Origin of the sequence: Mycobacterium sp. PSTR-4-N, from assembly GCF_022348085.1 — a bacterium.
Classification (GTDB): Bacteria; Actinomycetota; Actinomycetes; order Mycobacteriales; family Mycobacteriaceae; genus Mycobacterium.
This window is the reverse complement of record NZ_JAKRFN010000004.1, coordinates 82,263-97,692: the sequence shown is the minus strand read 5'-3', so window position 1 is coordinate 97,692 and position 15,430 is coordinate 82,263. Positions and strand designations below refer to the sequence as shown.

Below are 15,430 nucleotides of genomic sequence, written 5' to 3'. Positions count from 1 at the left end.
GCAGTGATATCGACCACAGTCACCCTCATTCAGGAGTGCCAGGATGCCGACGATCAGCGCCACCGAATACTGGATCGACCAGGCCAAACGACGTCTGAAGCCCACGCCCGTGACGATGCCGGGAATGGGTGCTGTCGAGAAACGCCTCAAGAACAAGGAATGGGACCGCTTCGTCTTCGCCGAGCCGCCGGCGGGTAGCGGGCTGAAGGCCATCACCGGCGACTCCGGCCTGCCGATCATCGGTCACATGATCGAGACGTTCCGCGGCGGACCGGATTTCATCGTCGAGCAGTACCGCAAGCACGGTCCGATCTTCTACTCGCAATCCCCGGCGCTGTCCGCGGTGATGGCCCTCGGCCCCGATGCCACCCAGGCCGTGTTCACCAACCGCAACAAGGACTTCTCCCAGCGGGCCTGGGACCCCATCATCGGACCGTTCTTCGACGGCGGGCTGATGCTGCTGGACTTCGACGAGCACCTGTTCCACCGCCGCATCATGCAGGAGGCGTTCACCCGCACCCGGCTCTCCGGCTACGTCCCCCACGTCGACTCGGTGGCCACGCGCGTACTGAGCAACGACTGGGTCGCCGACGACCCGCGTTTCCTGTTCTATCCCGCCATCAAGGAGCTCACCCTCGACATCGCGTCGGAGGTCTTCATGGGCCACCCCGCCGGCACCGACCGCGAACTGGTCACGACGATCAACCAGGCCTTCACCACCACCACCCGCGCCGGCAATGCGATCGTCCGCAAGCCGGTGCCCCCGCTGACCTGGTGGCGCGGCATCAAGGCACGCGAGACCCTCGAGCGCTACTTCACGAGCCGCATCGGTGAGAAGCGCCGCTCGGAGAGCACCGACATGTTCAGCGTGCTGTGCCATTCGCAGGACGAGGACGGCGCCAGCTTCACCGACGATCAGATCGTCAGCCACATGATCTTCCTGATGATGGCGGCCCACGACACGTCCACCTCGACGATGACCACGATGGCCTATCACCTGGCTGCCAACCCCGAGTGGCAGGATCGCTTGCGCGAGGAGTCGCAGCGCATCGGTGACGGCCCGCTCGACATCGAGGCGCTGGAGAAGCTCGAGACCTACGATCTGGTGGTCAACGAGTCACTGCGGATGCAGACACCGCTGCCGTTCAACTTCCGCCAGACCGTCCGCGACACCGAGCTGCTCGGCTTCTACCTGCCCGCCGACACCCCCGTGGTGACGTGGCCGTCGATCAATCACCGGCTGCCCGAGCTGTGGACCGATCCGGAGAAGTTCGACCCGGCGCGCTTCTCGGAGCCCCGCAACGAGCACAAGCGGCACCGCTACGCGTTCGCCCCGTTCGGCGGCGGTGCGCACAAGTGTATCGGCATGGTGTTCGGACAGTTGGAGATCAAGACCGTCATGCACCGGCTTCTCACCCGGTACCGTCTCGAGCTCCCCAAGTCCGGGTACACGCCGCGCTACGACTACGGCGGCATGCCCGTGCCCCTCGACGGGATGCCGATCGTGCTGCGCCCCCTGCGCTGAGCCCGTCCCGTCAGGCCAGAAGGCGGTTCGCGCAGGCGACGACGGCCCGCAGGGCCGACTGCACGGGATCTGGTGCCACGCCCAGAGCCCACTCGACGCGGGTGCCGTTGCCGCCCTGGATGAACGTTGCGATGTCGCTGCCCGCGGCGCGCTGGTGGAACGCGGTCATCTCCACCGCGACGCCGCGCTCGTGGAGCATGGCGGTCAGCGCCGCGACGGGACCGCAAGCGCTCGCCTGCGCGGTCGCTATGCGGTCGCCCAGCGCCAGGGTGGCCCGGTAGGTCTGTGCCTGTGGTCCCCACCGGGTCGAAGGGCGGTCCGCCTCGGCGCAGGCCCACTGGCCCAGCCGGACCGGGCCGGTTGTCGGCGCGAACTCCGCGACGAAGTCGTCGTAGCTGCGGTTGTCTGCGCTGGTGCGCAGCGGCGCTGGAACGCGACCCGCCACGTGGGCGGCGAACGAGGACGCGTCGCGCGGTGCGATCGTGGCGATCGGAGAGTTCATGATGTGCCGGCCTTGTGGTCGAGGAGAGCGACCGACGAACGAGCAACGACCCACAGCGGGGGGTCGGTCTGGATCAGACCCCGCTGCGGGTTGCTACTACGAGTCGTTTCGGCACGTCGGCGATAGTAGCCCGGTGCGCTGCGCAGCGGCAAGCAGTATGAAGTCGGAGTTTGCCGTACCAGGTTCTGCCGCAACGTCGGCGAAATGCGCACCGCGAAATTACATACCGGCCATCCCAGGGATGGCGGTTATTCACACCGACGGTGAAAATCCGACTAGCAGAACGCATTAGCGTGTCCCAGCTCGACGACGGCCCAGCATCGGCGTCGCGTGCAGTAAACATCCTCGGACATGGCAGCAAAGTCAATTACCTACGCAATTATCAGAATGCCATTTGCTTGCAGAGGAGGTGCCGTCATGGAGCCACAGGGTCTGATGCACAATGGGCCCAATGTTGTGGTCGCAGACGCTGCTTCTCGTCGCGGCCGGCATCCTCGGCGGACTCACGGGGAGCATCGCTGGTCTGGCCTCGGTGGCCACCTATCCCGCGCTTCTGGTTGCAGGGCTGCCCCCGGTGACCGCCAACGTCACCAACACCGTCGCCCTGGTGTTCAACGGCATCGGGTCGATCCTGGGGTCGCGCCCCGAACTGGCGGGTCAACGCCGGCGCGTGACCCGACTGCTGCCGTGTGCGGTGCTCGGAGGTGTGGCCGGGGCGGTGTTACTGCTCTCCACACCAGCCGAGGGATTCGAGAAAGTGGTGCCGTTGCTGCTGGGCATCGCGTCACTGGCCATCCTGGCCCCGAGGAGACCTTCCTCGGACATGGGGACTGCCGCCCCTGGCCGCACGTCCCGCAGATTCGCCGAAGCCGTTGCCGTCGGCGGGATCTGCATCTACGGCGGATATTTCGGTGCAGCGGCCGGAGTGCTGCTACTCGCGATGCTGTTGCGTTCCGGCGCAGCGAATCTGGCCCACGCCAACGCCACCAAGAACGTCGTGCTCGGCGCGGCCAACCTCAGCGCCGCGGTGATCTTCGCGTGCGTGGCCCCGGTGCAGTGGACGGCGGTCGCGGCGCTGGGTCTGGGATGCCTTGTCGGGTCCCGCCTGGGTCCCGTCGTCGTCCGTCATGCACCTCAGACACCGATGCGGGTGGTCATCGGGGTGGCGGGCCTCGCCTTGACGATCAAGCTCGGCCTCGACGCCTACTAGCCGCCGGCGATCACAGGAACACGTTGTCGCCCTGGGTGACTCGAGTGCCCAACCGGATGAGGTTCTCCGCCGAGGTGTGCAACCGTTCGCCGGCTTCGGCGCTGGCCCTGCCGGCCAGGTACCGCGACCAGGTGCCCTCGATCACGATGCCCAGTTTGAAGCACGCCATCGCGACATACCAGTCGAGCTTCTCGGTTGTCCTGCCGCCGGCGTCGCGATAGGCGCCCAGCAGCTCGCCGCGACTCGGCAGGCCGCCGAGGTCGGCCAGCGCCGCGCCGGCCTGGATCGGGTTCGGACCGTCCGGCCAGCACACCAGCAGCCAGCCCAGATCCAGCAGCGGGTCGCCGATCGTGCACATCTCCCAGTCGATGAACGCCGCCAGTTCGGGCTTCTCGCGACGCAACAACACGTTGTTCAGATGGCAGTCGCCGTGCATCACGCCCGGCTCCGTCTCGGGCGGCAGGTTGGCCGTCAGCCACTGCGCGAGTCCGGCCACCGAGGGGAACGACTCCGGTGCGTACCGTTCGTGGCGGTAGCTCTCGAGCAGCCGCATGAACTGCGGAACCTGCCTGGCGACAAACGAACCCGGCCGTTTCAGCTCCCCCAGCGGGCTGCCGTGCCACGGCACCCGGCCCAGCTGCGCCAGGCTCGCCGCATAGGACAGGCCGACGTCGTGCCGCATGGTCGCATCACGCACGTAGGCCTCGTCGACGTCCGTACCGGGATTGAATCCGTCGACGCACTCCATCAGGTAGAACACCACCCCGAGGACGTCGAGATCGTGGCAGCCGGCGATCAATTCGGGATGAGGGACCGGTGACCCGGCGAGCGTGCCGAGCACCGCGATCTCGCGCCGCATGGTGTCGTCACTGGTCGGCCGGGGATGCTCGGGCGGGCGCCGCAGCACCATCGGACGCCCGTCGACCGTCAGCCGTACCACGATGTTCTGCGAGCCACCGGTCAGCGGTGCGACGTCGTCGACGGTGGACCCGAGCCCGATCCGGCGGACCCAGGCTTGCACCGCGGCGACGTCGGCGGCGGAGAGCATCACCTCGACTGGCATGCACGCCATAGTGGCAGGTGCGGCGCCCGCAGATCCGGACCTTCGACCAATCAAGAACGCGCCGCGTGACGTCGGTGGTGACGGGATCGAGCAGCTCGTCGGAACGGACGGCAGGCATCGTGCGGGCGCGGCGGATCTCGTCGATGACACCATTCGGTAAGGGTTGCCGGCGCTGGCCGCCGGTAGGTTGGGCGCCATGACCACGCAGGGCGAGAAGGCTGCCGGCGGGGTCGCCGCCGCCGCGGTGGCGGTCGGGGTGGCGCAGTTGGTCGGCGCAGCGTTCGGCCCGCAGGCCGACGTCCGCACGGCCGTCGGCTCCTCGGTCATCGAGAGGACGCCCGGCCCGCTCAAGGAATGGGCCATCCAGACTTTCGGCACGGCGGACAAGCTTTTCCTGACCGTCGCCGTGCTCGTCGTCGTCGCGGCGCTCGCCGTCATCGCGGGCATCGTGGAGACCCCGCGACGCCCCTGGGGCAGCGCGATGATTGTCGCCGCGGGCGTTCTCGGCTGCGCGGCGGTGCTGTCGCGACCGAACGCCGGCGCCCTCGACATCGTGCCCACGGTGGTGGGTGCCGCTTGCGGCGTGGCTGTGCTGCGGTTCCTGACGTCCCGCCGCTTCACGGGCCGCGACGGCGAGGGCTCCGGGGACACCCCCGACACGGGGAGGCGCCGCTCGCTGATCACGCTCGGGCTGCTGGTCGCGGGCGCGGCCAGCGGTGTCGCAGGAGTGGTGATCACCCGTCTGGCGTCATCGGTGTCGGGAGACCGCAACTCCTTCGCGCTCCCCCGCGTCGACAAGGCCGCCGCGCCGATCCCTCCTGACGTGCAGCCTCCCGATATCGCTCTGCCGTCGTTCGTCACCCGCAACGACGAGTTCTACCGCATCGACACCGCGCTGACCGTGCCGCAGCTCAGTCGCGAGGCGTGGAAGCTGCGCATCCACGGCATGGTCGACCGCGAGGTCACCGTCGACTTCGCCGATCTGGAGCGCTTCGACGTCGTCGAACGCGTGGTCACCCTGACGTGCGTGTCGAATCCGGTGGGCGGTGAACTGATCTCGAACGCCGTGTGGACCGGCTACCGCGTCGCCGATCTGCTGGCCGAGGCCGGTGTGCGACCCGACGCCGACATGGTGTTGTCGACGTCGGTGGACGGCTGGACGGCCGGCACCCCGGTCGAGGCGCTGACCGCCGACGACGCCCTGCTGGCGATCGGCATGAACGGGCAGCCGCTGCCCATCGAGCACGGCTACCCGGCGCGACTCGTGGTGCCCGGCCTCTACGGCTATGTGTCGGCGACGAAGTGGGTCGTCGACCTCGAACTCACCCGATTCGACCGCGCCGAGGCGTACTGGACCAAGTTGGGGTGGGCGGCACGCGGACCGATCAAGACCGAGTCGCGCATCGACATTCCGCGCGCCGGCGCGGATGTCACGGCCGGACCGAATCGGTTCGGCGGCGTGGCGTGGGCGCAGGACCGCGGCGTGCGGGCCGTCGAGGTCAAGATGGACGACGGCGATTGGCAGCAGGCCACGCTCGGTGCCGCGTACTCCGGCGACACCTGGCGGCTGTGGACCTTCGACTGGCAGGCCACCCCGGGATTCCACACCATCACCGTGCGGGCCACCGACAACAGCGGCTACACCCAGACGCCCGATCGCGCCGACCCGGTGCCCGACGGTGCCACGGGCTGGCATTCGATCACGTTCAACGTGAAGTGACCCCGTTGTCGGACCCTCGTGCCAGTGTGGCTGCGTGGTCGTGACAGAGGGCGTGCTCCTGGTCGATGTCGCGCAGGCGTCCGCCGACGTGGCGGCCTCGTCATCGCGGCTGGCCAAACGCGCGCGGATCGCCGAGCTGCTGAGCCGGGCCGGGAACTCCGACACGGTGGCCGTGGTGGTGTCGTGGTTGTCCGGCGAACTCACACAACGCCAGATCGGCGTCGGGTGGGCGGCGCTGCGGGCGTTGCCGGCTCCCGCCGCTGCGCCGGTGCTGACGGTGGCCGAGGTGGAGGCCACGTTCACCACGATCGGCACCACTGCCGGGAAGGGATCGCAAGCGCGTCGCGCGGAGTTGCTGCACGGGCTGTTCTCCGCCGCCACCGACGTCGAGCAGGCGTTCTTGCGCCGCCTGCTCGGCGGGGAACTGCGTCAGGGCGCTCTGATCGGGGTGATGGTCGACGCGGTCGCCGCGGCCTCCGACATACCCGTTGCCACAGTGCGCCGCGCCGCGATGCTCAGCGGTGATCTGCCGTCGGTGGCCGCCGCAGCCCTGTCCGAAGGGCGGTCCGCGCTCGAGGAGTTCACATTGCGGGTCGGCACTCCGGTCGGCCCCATGCTCGCGCAGACCGCGACCGACGTCACCGATGCACTGGCGCGGCTGGGCGGCACCGCGATCTTCGAGGCGAAACTCGACGGTGCCCGCGTGCAGATCCACCGTGACGGCGAACGGGTGTCGATCTTCACCCGCAGCCTCGACGACGTGACGTCACGCCTTCCCGAAGTCGTCGACGCGGTGCTGGCCCTGCCGGTGACCGACCTGATCGCCGACGCGGAGGCCATTGCGCTCAAACCCGACGGGCGGCCGCAGCGATTCCAGGTCACCGCGTCGCGGTTCGGGCGCCGGGCCGGCTCAGGCCCGCACGAGCAGCAACTCTCGGTGTTCTTCTTCGATCTGCTGCGTGCCGACGGAACCGACCTGCTGGACCGCCCCGCGCACGAGCGCATTGCGGTCATGGACGCTGTCGTGCCGCCTGGTCACCGAGTCGACCGGCTGGTGACAACCGATCCCGTTGAGGCGCAGCGCTTCCTGGACGCCACCCTGGCGGCGGGCCATGAAGGTGTCATGGCGAAGTCCCTCGAGGCCGCCTACGAAGCCGGGCGCCGCGGCGCCGGCTGGCTGAAGATCAAGCCGGTGCACACCCTCGATCTGGTCGTGCTGGCCGTGGAATGGGGTTCGGGGCGGCGCACCGGCAAGCTGTCGAACATCCATCTCGGCGCCCGGGACGAGGCAACGGGCGAGCTGGCGATGTTGGGCAAGACCTTCAAGGGCATGACCGACGAGATGTTGGCCTGGCAGACCGAGAGATTCCTGTCGCTGGCCGACGGTCCGACCGACGGATATGTGGTCAAGCTGCGCCCGGAGCAGGTCGTCGAGATCGCGTTCGACGGCATTCAGACCTCGACCCGCTACCCCGCGGGAATGGCCCTGCGCTTCGCCCGGGTGGTGCGCTACCGCGACGACAAGACCGCGCAGGAGGCCGACACCGTCGCGACCGTGCGTGCGTTCCACGAGCGCGCCGGGTGACCGTCCGTCTCCGACGGGGATAAACCGGGGTTCGGCCGCGAGTCCGGCTCATCCGGTGCGACGATCGACACGTTCAGTAATGCCTCTTGCGAGGGGGGCGAGCCGACGAGGGAGGGATGGGCAGGCTGATGGCCACACCGACCGCTGCACCATGGGACCGCATCGAAGAATCCGACGGGGACATCACCTACGTCCGCACCGACAAGGATCTGCCGCCGGTCGCGATCATCGACCGCTCGCCGATCACCACGACACACAAGATCGTCTTCGCAGTGGTGGCCGTCCTGGCTGCGGTCGCATGGGCGATGATCGCGTTCTTCCGCGGCGAAACGGTGAACGCGGTCTGGTTCGTCATCGCCGCGGTCTGCACCTATGTGATCGGCTACCGGTTCTACGCACGCCTGATCGAGATGAAGGTGGTGCGGCCACGCGATGACATCGCCGCGCCGGCAGAGGTTTTCGAGAACGGTACCGACTACCTGCCCACGGATCGGCGGGTGCTCTACGGCCACCACTTCGCCGCGATCGCCGGAGCGGGCCCGCTCGTGGGGCCCGTGCTGGCCACGCAGATGGGCTATCTGCCCGGCGCGATCTGGATCATCATCGGCGCGGTCGTCGCCGGTTGTGTCCAGGACTACCTGGTGCTGTCGATCTCCGTGCGCCGCCGCGGCCGTTCTCTCGGCCAGATGGCCCGCGACGAACTCGGCGTGGTCGGCGGCATCGCCGCGATCGTGGGCGTGCTGGTGATCATGGTGATCCTGCTGGCCGTGCTGGCACTCGTGGTGGTAGGCGCCCTGGCCGAGAGTCCGTGGGGGGTGTTCTCGATCGCGATGACGATTCCGATCGCGATCTTCATGGGCCTCTATCTGCGTTTCCTGCGCCCCGGCCGGGTCTCGGAGGTGTCGGTGATCGGCGTCGCCCTGCTGCTGCTCGCTGTCGTCTCCGGCGGTTGGGTGGCCGAAACATCGTGGGGTGTCGAGTGGTTCACGCTGTCGAAGGTCGCGCTGTCGTGGTGCATCATCCTGTACGGACTGGCCGCATCGGTCCTGCCGGTGTGGCTGCTGCTAGCCCCCCGTGACTACCTGTCGACGTTCATGAAGGTCGGCACCATCGCGTTGCTTGCGGTGGGCATCCTGCTCGCCCGCCCGGTGATGGAGGCCCCCGCGATCTCGTCGTTCGCCGCCAGCGGCTCAGGGCCGGTGTTCGCCGGTTCGCTGTTCCCCTTCCTGTTCATCACGATCGCCTGCGGCGCCCTGTCGGGGTTCCATGCGCTGATCTCGTCGGGCACCACACCCAAGCTCCTCGAGAAGGAAAGCCAGATGCGGCTGATCGGGTACGGCGGCATGCTGACCGAATCGTTCGTCGCGATAATGGCGCTGATCACCGCGGCGATCATCAACCAGCACCTGTACTTCACGATGAACGCCCCGACCGCGTCCACCGGCACCACCGCCCAGAGCGCAGCCGACTACGTCAACGGGCTCGGGCTCTCCGGTGCGCCGATCAGTGCCCAGGAGATCTCGGATGCCGCGCGCAGCGTCGGCGAGGAGACGATTGTGTCCCGCACCGGCGGCGCACCCACCCTGGCGTTCGGCATGTCCGAGGTGCTGCACAAGGTCTTCGGCGGAACCGGGCTCAAGGCCTTCTGGTACCACTTCGCGATCATGTTCGAAGCATTGTTCATCCTCACCACAGTCGATGCGGGCACCCGGGTCGCGCGCTTCATGCTCTCCGACGGACTGGGCAACCTGGGTGGGCCGTTGAAGAAATTCCGCAACCCGAGCTGGCGCGTCGGCGCGTGGGGGTGCAGCATCGTCGTCGTCGCCGCCTGGGGCAGCATCCTGCTGATGGGTGTCACCGATCCGCTGGGCGGGATCAACACGCTGTTCCCACTGTTCGGAATCGCCAACCAGCTGTTGGCCGCGATCGCACTGACGGTCGTCACTGTGGTCGTCATCAAGCGTGGATTGGTGAAATGGGCCTGGATTCCGGGTGTTCCGCTGATGTGGGACCTCATCGTGACGATGACGGCGTCCTGGCAGAAGATCTTCTCCGGGGACCCCAAAGTGGGTTACTGGACGCAGCACTTCGCATACCGCAACGCCAGGGAGGCCGGCGAGACGTCGTTCGGCGCCGCCAAGAACGCCGACCAACTCGACGCCGTCATCCGCAACACGTTCATCCAGGGCACATTGTCGATCGTCTTCGCGGCGCTGGTGATCATCGTGTTCGTCGCCGGCGTGGTGGTCGCGCTGCGGGCGATCCGCGGGCATGGTGCGCCGCTGACCGAGGACGAGCCGGTACCGTCGCGGATCTTCGCGCCCTCGGGGATGTTCGCCACGACCGCCGAGAAGGAGGTGCAGAAGCAATGGGACGCCGTGGCAAAGGAACACTCCGGGCACTCCGCCACATCAGCTGGTACTGGCAGTCACTGATGGGTGACAACCACTACCAGCGCTACGTCGAACACCGGGCGCGGCGGCACGCCGGTGAGGCCGTGATGTCGGAACGCGAATACTGGCGACACCGGCATGCGGCGGCCGACGCCGATCCCGGCGCGCGCTGCTGCTGACATCTGCCCGGACAGCGCGTCAGCCCTGCGCACGGTAGGCCGCGACCACCGGTGCCAGCTCGTCGGGCGTTGCGCCGTGCATGATCACCGCGTCGGCACCGTAGTCGAACTCCGCGCGGACCCGGGTAGCGCACTGTTGCGCCGAACCCGTCGCGGCGGGCTCCAACCACTCGTCGGGAATGAGCGTCGCGATGTGTTCGATCTGGTCGGCAGTGGCCTTGTGGTCGATGCCGCCGGCCACCGACTGCACCACGGCGTCAGCGCGGAAGCGTTGCAGCACAGCCGGATCCCATTCGTTGGTGCGGACCAGCAGGTCGCCGTATCCCTGGAGATAGGTCGCCAGGCGTGCCACGGTCTTCTTCAGCCGCAGCTCCTCGGGCAGGTGATCGCCGACGGTGGCGAGGCACGACCAGACGCGCACCTGCCCGGGATCCCGGCCGGCCTGCTCGGCTGCGTCCTTGACGATGCGGACCGCTCGCTGCAGCGTCCGAGGCGTGAAATAGGTGTGAAGGATGACGTCGTCGAATCGGCGTCCGCCCAACGCCAGCGTCTGCGGACCGAAAGCGACGAGCGCCAACCGGATGTCTTCGTGGAAATCGCCGTCGAGGTAGAGCACCGGGTACTGCCCGATCGGCCCGTGATGGCCGATGATGGCCTCGCCGCGCCACAGCCTGCGCATCACCTGCGCGAAGTCCTCCATCTGCGCGGTGGTCACCGCGGGAACTCCGAAACCCTGGTAGATGGCCGCGATCCCGCGCCCGATGCCGAGGGTGAACCTGCCGCCGGAGAGCCGGTGCATCGTCGTCGCCCACGATCCGGTGATCAACGGGTGCCGAGTGTTGTGGTTGGTCGCCGCCGTTGCGATCTGCATGCGCTCGGTCACCGCCAGCGCTGCACCGGTCAGCGAGGCGGCCTCCTTGGTGTTCCACCGTTCGGAGAGGAACGCGGTGCCGACGCCGAGCGCCTCGCCCTGCCGCGCTTCCTCGAGGAGGCTCGCCGGTCCGTCGCCTCCTGCGCCGGCCAACAGGTAGCACCCCAGCTCGTCGAGCACCCGGTCCATGGCACGACCATACAACTTCTCGGCATGTGTTCACTCGACCGCCGGTGCGGTCTAGAGTCCACATCATGTCAGAGCCGACGTCAGAGCCGATCCACTTCAGCGTTCCCGGGGCCGTCGACGCCATCGCCGCAGCCATCGGCGATCGCGAATTCATCGTTCAGGGCGACCGGCGGTTCACCTACACGCAGATCGCCGAACGGTCGAACCGGCTGGCCCGCTATCTCCACGGGCAGGGATTGGGGTGCCACACCGAGCGCTCGGGCCTGGCCGGCCACGAGGTGGGACAGGACCTGCTCGGCATCTACGCCCACAACGGCTCCGAATACGTCGAAGGCATGCTCGGTGCGTGGCGGGCCCGCGTGGCCCCGTTCAACGTGAACTACCGCTACGTCACGAGCGAACTGCAGTACCTGCTCTCGGACGCGGGCGCCACCGCGATGCTCTACCACGCCGCCTTCGCCCCGCGCCTGGCCGAGGTACTCCCCGACCTGCCCTCGGTGAAGGTGCTCATTCAGATCGCCGACGACTCCGGCAACCAATTGCTGCCCGGCGCAGTGGATTACGAGTCGATCGTGGCCGACGGCCCGGCCGATCCCCCACCGGTCGAACCGTCCCCCGACGACCTCTACGTGCTCTACACCGGCGGCACCACCGGAATGCCCAAGGGTGTGCTGTGGCGCTCCCACGACATCTTCATGGCGTCGTTCGGCGGGCGCAGCCTCTACACCGGCGAGACCGCGACCAGTTACGACGACCTGGCCGCGCGATGCGCCGAATCGCCGGGGACCAAACTGCTGGTGCTGCCGCCGCTGATGCACGGCGCCGCGCAGTGGGCCGTGATGACGTCACTGACCATGGGCCAGACCGTGGTCTTCTCGGCGGTCACCGATCACCTCGACGTCGACGACGTCGTGCGCACCATCGAGCGCGAGAAGGTGCTGACGGTGACCGTGGTCGGCGACGCGATGGCGCGGCCACTGGCGGAGGCATTCGAACGCACCGACGCCGATCTGTCCTCCCTCGCCGTGGTGGCCAGCGGTGGCGCCCGGCTGACGCCGACCGCCAAGCAGCGTTTGATCGACACCAAACCGGGCCTGATGGTGGTCGACAGCGTGGGGTCCTCGGAGACCGGCGCGCAGATGACCCACATGTCGGCACCCGGCGCGGTGTCGACGGGCACCTTCACCGCGGGACCCGACACTCTCGTCGCCGCAGAGGATCTCGGCTCGATCCTCGAACCGGGCCACGACGGCATCGGCTGGCTGGCGCAGCGCGGCTACGTCCCTCTCGGCTACAAGGGCGATGCGACGAAGACGGCGGCCACGTTTCCGGTCATCGCCGGTGTGCGCTACTCCGTGCCGGGCGATCGGGCCCGCCACCTCGCCGATGGCGTGATCGAACTGCTCGGCCGGGACTCGGTGACCATCAATTCCGGTGGGGAGAAGATCTTCGCCGAGGAAGTGGAGTCCGCGGTCGCGTCGCATCCCGCCGTCGCCGACGTCGTCGTGGCGAGCAGGCCGAGTGACCGATGGGGGCAGGAGGTGGTCGCCGTCGTCGCGCTGGCCGACGGTGTCGAGGCGACCGCCCAGGAACTCATCGACCACGCCGGTACGGTGCTCGCCCGCTACAAATTGCCGAAGGCGGTGGTGTTCCGGCCGGTCATCGAGCGCAGCCCGGCCGGCAAGGCCGACTATCGCTGGGCCCGCGAGCAGGCGAGCAGCGAAAGCTGAACTGGCGCAACCTTTTCCACACACAGCAGCGGTGCGCCGCCTGAAGTCAGGCGACGCACCGCTGGTGTGACGAGATCAGGCGACGTCGCAGGCCGAGCCGTCGAGCAGGCACAGATCCTGATTGGCGCCGAGCAGGCCGCCGGACTGCGCACCCGTAAAGCTCAACAGGTTGCTCTGCGCGCTGTCCTCGCCGTAGGGCGTGTAGAAGTCGTAGTCCGCCAACCCCTTCGACGCGTTGTAGATGTTGGGCAGCGGGATCGTCCCGAACAAGGTGCGCAGTTCGTAGCGCGTCTTGTCGCCGTCCGGGTCGGGCATCGAGTAGTACCCCTCACCGAACGGGGAGTTGCCCATGTACTTCATGTTGAAGATGGAACCGACCGGCGGCACCTCGCCCTTACCGGTGCCGACCCCGTTGACCGAGCTGTTCACGTCGGTCACCAAGATCGCCTTGGAGTAGCCGCGGGAGATGTCCCACTGGGTGCTGACATCGGCATCGACGGTTCCGATCTTGACGCCCTTGGAGTAGACGTCGAACTGCTGGTAGCCCTGGACGATGACCTCGCGCGGCGGCAGGCCGTTCACCCCGGTGTAGATGATGTCCGACGTCGGTTTGAAGGTGTAGTCACCGACCGTGTATTCATCCCGGTCCGGCTCGTCGGAGGCGTTGAAGTTCAGCGGCAGCTCGTCGACGACCTGGCCCTTGCGGGTCTGCGAGATGAGCAGTGTCTTGGTGATGTCCTTGCCCTCCTGCGGCTTGGAGTAGTACAGCGCGTAGGAGAACTCGTCCTTCCAGTAGATGATGTTGTACACGGTTCCCACCGGCGGGATGTCGCCGGCGTTGACGCCGGAAGCCCCGTCGGTGGACGTGACGATGATCGCCTCACTGGTGGTGCCCCAGAAGTCCGACGTCACGGTCGCTACGCCGTCGAACGTGCCCATCAGCTCGTCCGTGCCTTCTTTGTAGACGCCGAACTTCTGCGTGCCCTGGATTGCGTTGAACAGTGGTTCGTATCCCACGAATCCGGTGAAGTTCAACGTGTCGTCGGTGACCGGCTTGATGTAGTAGCCGTCCTGAGTGTGGATCGGCCGGTTGATTCCCTCGTAGTCGGTGAGGAAATCGGCTCCGCTGTAATTGATCCGGAACGGGTCGGGGTTCATCCGGAACGACCCGAAGCGGGTGATGTACTTGTACGTCACCACGTCCTTGCCGTCTTGGGCGAGCGCCGAGTACTGCGTGCCCCCACGGCCGTTGGTGACGACCGCGAAGATCGAACCGTCCGGCGGGATGTCCTTGTTGTCGACGCCTTGCTCGTAGCCCTCGGCGACGTTCTTGACGTCGAGGACGACGATCTGCAGCGACCGGTTGCCCGAACCGATGTCGTTGTTCATGGCGACCAGACCGCTGATGGTGGCCACCGTGTCGCCCGTCGTGGGATCGACGAGATCGAAGTCCTGCTTGCCCTGCAGGACGCCCGGGAACGCCGGCACCATCGTGTACTTGCCGTAGAACGAGGTGATCGTGGGCTCGCCCACTGGACGAACCTCGAGGCCGTTCCACACCATGGTCGGATCGCTCTGCTGGGCCTGCGAGTCGAGTTCGCGGCGTGAGGCCGCCGCGACCAGCCACGCGAACGGGGAGTTCGCGCCGGGGGCGGCCGGCGAGTTACCGGTGAACACGTCGAGGAAGCGCTTGAACAGCGTTGCGAGCGGGCCCTGGGACACGGTCGTGGTCGACGCCTCTTCGGTGTCCGCGGCGACCTCGGTGGTCGTCTTCGCCACGGTGTCTGCGGTCGAGACCGTGACCAGCGTCTTGGGTGTCGTCGCCGCCTCCGGGGCGTCGACGGTGATCGATGACAGCAGCCCCTTCAGGCCCTTGGTGTCCTTGGTGGTCTTCGACGGCGACACCTCGTCGGTGTCAGTGGGCGTATCGCTGTCGCCACCGGTCGAGGCGCCGGCATCGGCGGGCTTCCAGGACCAGCGCGGCTTCTTCGTCGGTGTCGTCGCCGAGTCGTCGTCCCCGGGGGTCGCGGTCTCGTCGTTGGAGGGCACCTGCGGGGTGTCGGACGGTTGCTCGGTCTCGGTACCCGGCTTCGGCTTGTGACCGCCGAACAGGTTCGACCAGACGTCCTTCAGGTCCTTCTTGCCGGACCCCTTGTCCGCGTCGGTGTCGTCGTCGGCCCCCTTGCCGCTTCCGGTGTTCTTGGCGACCTTGTCACTCTTGTCGCTCTTGGCGTCCTTGTCGCTCTTGGCCGTGACCTTGGTTGCCTCGTTGCCCGAGGCGCCGCCGGTGGTCTGGCTTCCGCCGGTGTCTGATGTCGATCCCGAGTCCGCGGAGTCCGCATAGGCGACCCCTTGGCCCGCGAAGACCGCGGCACCCACACCCAGGGCGACCGCCAGGCCTCCGATACGACCGACGTAACAACCAGCGTTCATTGCTCTCCCCAGGGGCTACACAGCGACTTG

At 67.6% G+C, this 15,430-nt stretch carries 11 protein-coding genes; 7 read left to right on the top strand and 4 right to left on the bottom strand.

Features of this window, described 5'->3' with window-relative positions; translation table 11 throughout:
• Window positions 1-43 precede the first annotated feature (43 nt).
• Complete coding sequence (locus tag MHN84_RS07300; RefSeq protein WP_241203973.1) at window positions 44-1,525, top strand: cytochrome P450; 1,482 nt, start codon at window positions 44-46, stop codon at window positions 1,523-1,525.
• Between the two features lie 10 nt (window positions 1,526-1,535).
• Here MHN84_RS07300 and MHN84_RS07295 read toward each other — a convergent pair whose 3' ends face one another.
• Window positions 1,536-2,027 (bottom strand): homocitrate synthase, encoded by a 492-nt coding sequence (locus MHN84_RS07295; RefSeq protein WP_241203972.1) that lies wholly within the window; start codon window positions 2,025-2,027, stop codon window positions 1,536-1,538.
• 451 nt (window positions 2,028-2,478) lie between these two features.
• On the opposite strand from MHN84_RS07295, the gene MHN84_RS07290 reads away from it, so the two are divergent.
• Window positions 2,479-3,237 carry a sulfite exporter TauE/SafE family protein gene (locus MHN84_RS07290; RefSeq protein ID WP_241203971.1) on the top strand — a complete coding sequence of 253 codons (759 nt, stop codon included), beginning with the start codon at window positions 2,479-2,481 and terminating at the stop codon, window positions 3,235-3,237.
• A 10-nt stretch (window positions 3,238-3,247) separates the two neighbouring features.
• On the opposite strand, the gene MHN84_RS07285 is transcribed toward MHN84_RS07290, so the two are convergent.
• Window positions 3,248-4,300, bottom strand: coding sequence for a phosphotransferase family protein (locus MHN84_RS07285; protein WP_241203970.1), 1,053 nt, complete (start codon window positions 4,298-4,300; stop codon window positions 3,248-3,250).
• Window positions 4,301-4,496: 196 nt separating this feature from the next.
• Here MHN84_RS07285 and MHN84_RS07280 point away from each other — a divergent pair, with 196 nt between their 5' ends.
• From MHN84_RS07280 to MHN84_RS07265, 4 genes are all read left to right on the top strand, one after another.
• Window positions 4,497-6,020: a molybdopterin-dependent oxidoreductase gene (locus tag MHN84_RS07280; protein WP_241203969.1), complete on the top strand. Its 1,524-nt coding sequence runs from the start codon at window positions 4,497-4,499 to the stop codon at window positions 6,018-6,020.
• A 52-nt stretch (window positions 6,021-6,072) separates the two neighbouring features.
• Window positions 6,073-7,605: an ATP-dependent DNA ligase gene (locus MHN84_RS07275; protein WP_241204200.1), complete on the top strand. Its 1,533-nt coding sequence runs from the start codon at window positions 6,073-6,075 to the stop codon at window positions 7,603-7,605.
• 128 nt (window positions 7,606-7,733) lie between these two features.
• The gene (locus MHN84_RS07270) at window positions 7,734-10,040 is read left to right on the top strand and encodes a carbon starvation CstA family protein (RefSeq protein ID WP_241203968.1); all 2,307 of its coding nucleotides are present in this window, start codon (window positions 7,734-7,736) and stop codon (window positions 10,038-10,040) included.
• On the top strand, window positions 10,040-10,177 hold the full coding sequence (locus MHN84_RS07265; RefSeq protein WP_374238334.1) for a YbdD/YjiX family protein: 138 nt from the start codon (window positions 10,040-10,042) through the stop codon (window positions 10,175-10,177). Before MHN84_RS07270 ends, MHN84_RS07265 begins: the two co-directional genes overlap by 1 nt.
• 19 nt (window positions 10,178-10,196) lie before the next feature.
• Here the strand turns inward: MHN84_RS07265 and MHN84_RS07260 are convergent, their stop codons facing one another.
• The gene (locus MHN84_RS07260; protein ID WP_241203966.1) at window positions 10,197-11,237 is read right to left on the bottom strand and encodes a TIGR03857 family LLM class F420-dependent oxidoreductase; all 1,041 of its coding nucleotides are present in this window, start codon (window positions 11,235-11,237) and stop codon (window positions 10,197-10,199) included.
• A gap of 65 nt (window positions 11,238-11,302) precedes the next feature.
• Between MHN84_RS07260 and MHN84_RS07255 the strand changes: the two genes are divergently transcribed.
• Window positions 11,303-12,967, top strand: coding sequence for an acyl-CoA synthetase (locus MHN84_RS07255; RefSeq protein ID WP_241203965.1), 1,665 nt, complete (start codon window positions 11,303-11,305; stop codon window positions 12,965-12,967).
• Window positions 12,968-13,042: 75 nt separating this feature from the next.
• Here MHN84_RS07255 and MHN84_RS07250 read toward each other — a convergent pair whose 3' ends face one another.
• Complete coding sequence (locus MHN84_RS07250) at window positions 13,043-15,400, bottom strand: hypothetical protein (protein WP_241203964.1); 2,358 nt, start codon at window positions 15,398-15,400, stop codon at window positions 13,043-13,045.
• Between the last annotated feature and the right edge of the window lie 30 nt (window positions 15,401-15,430).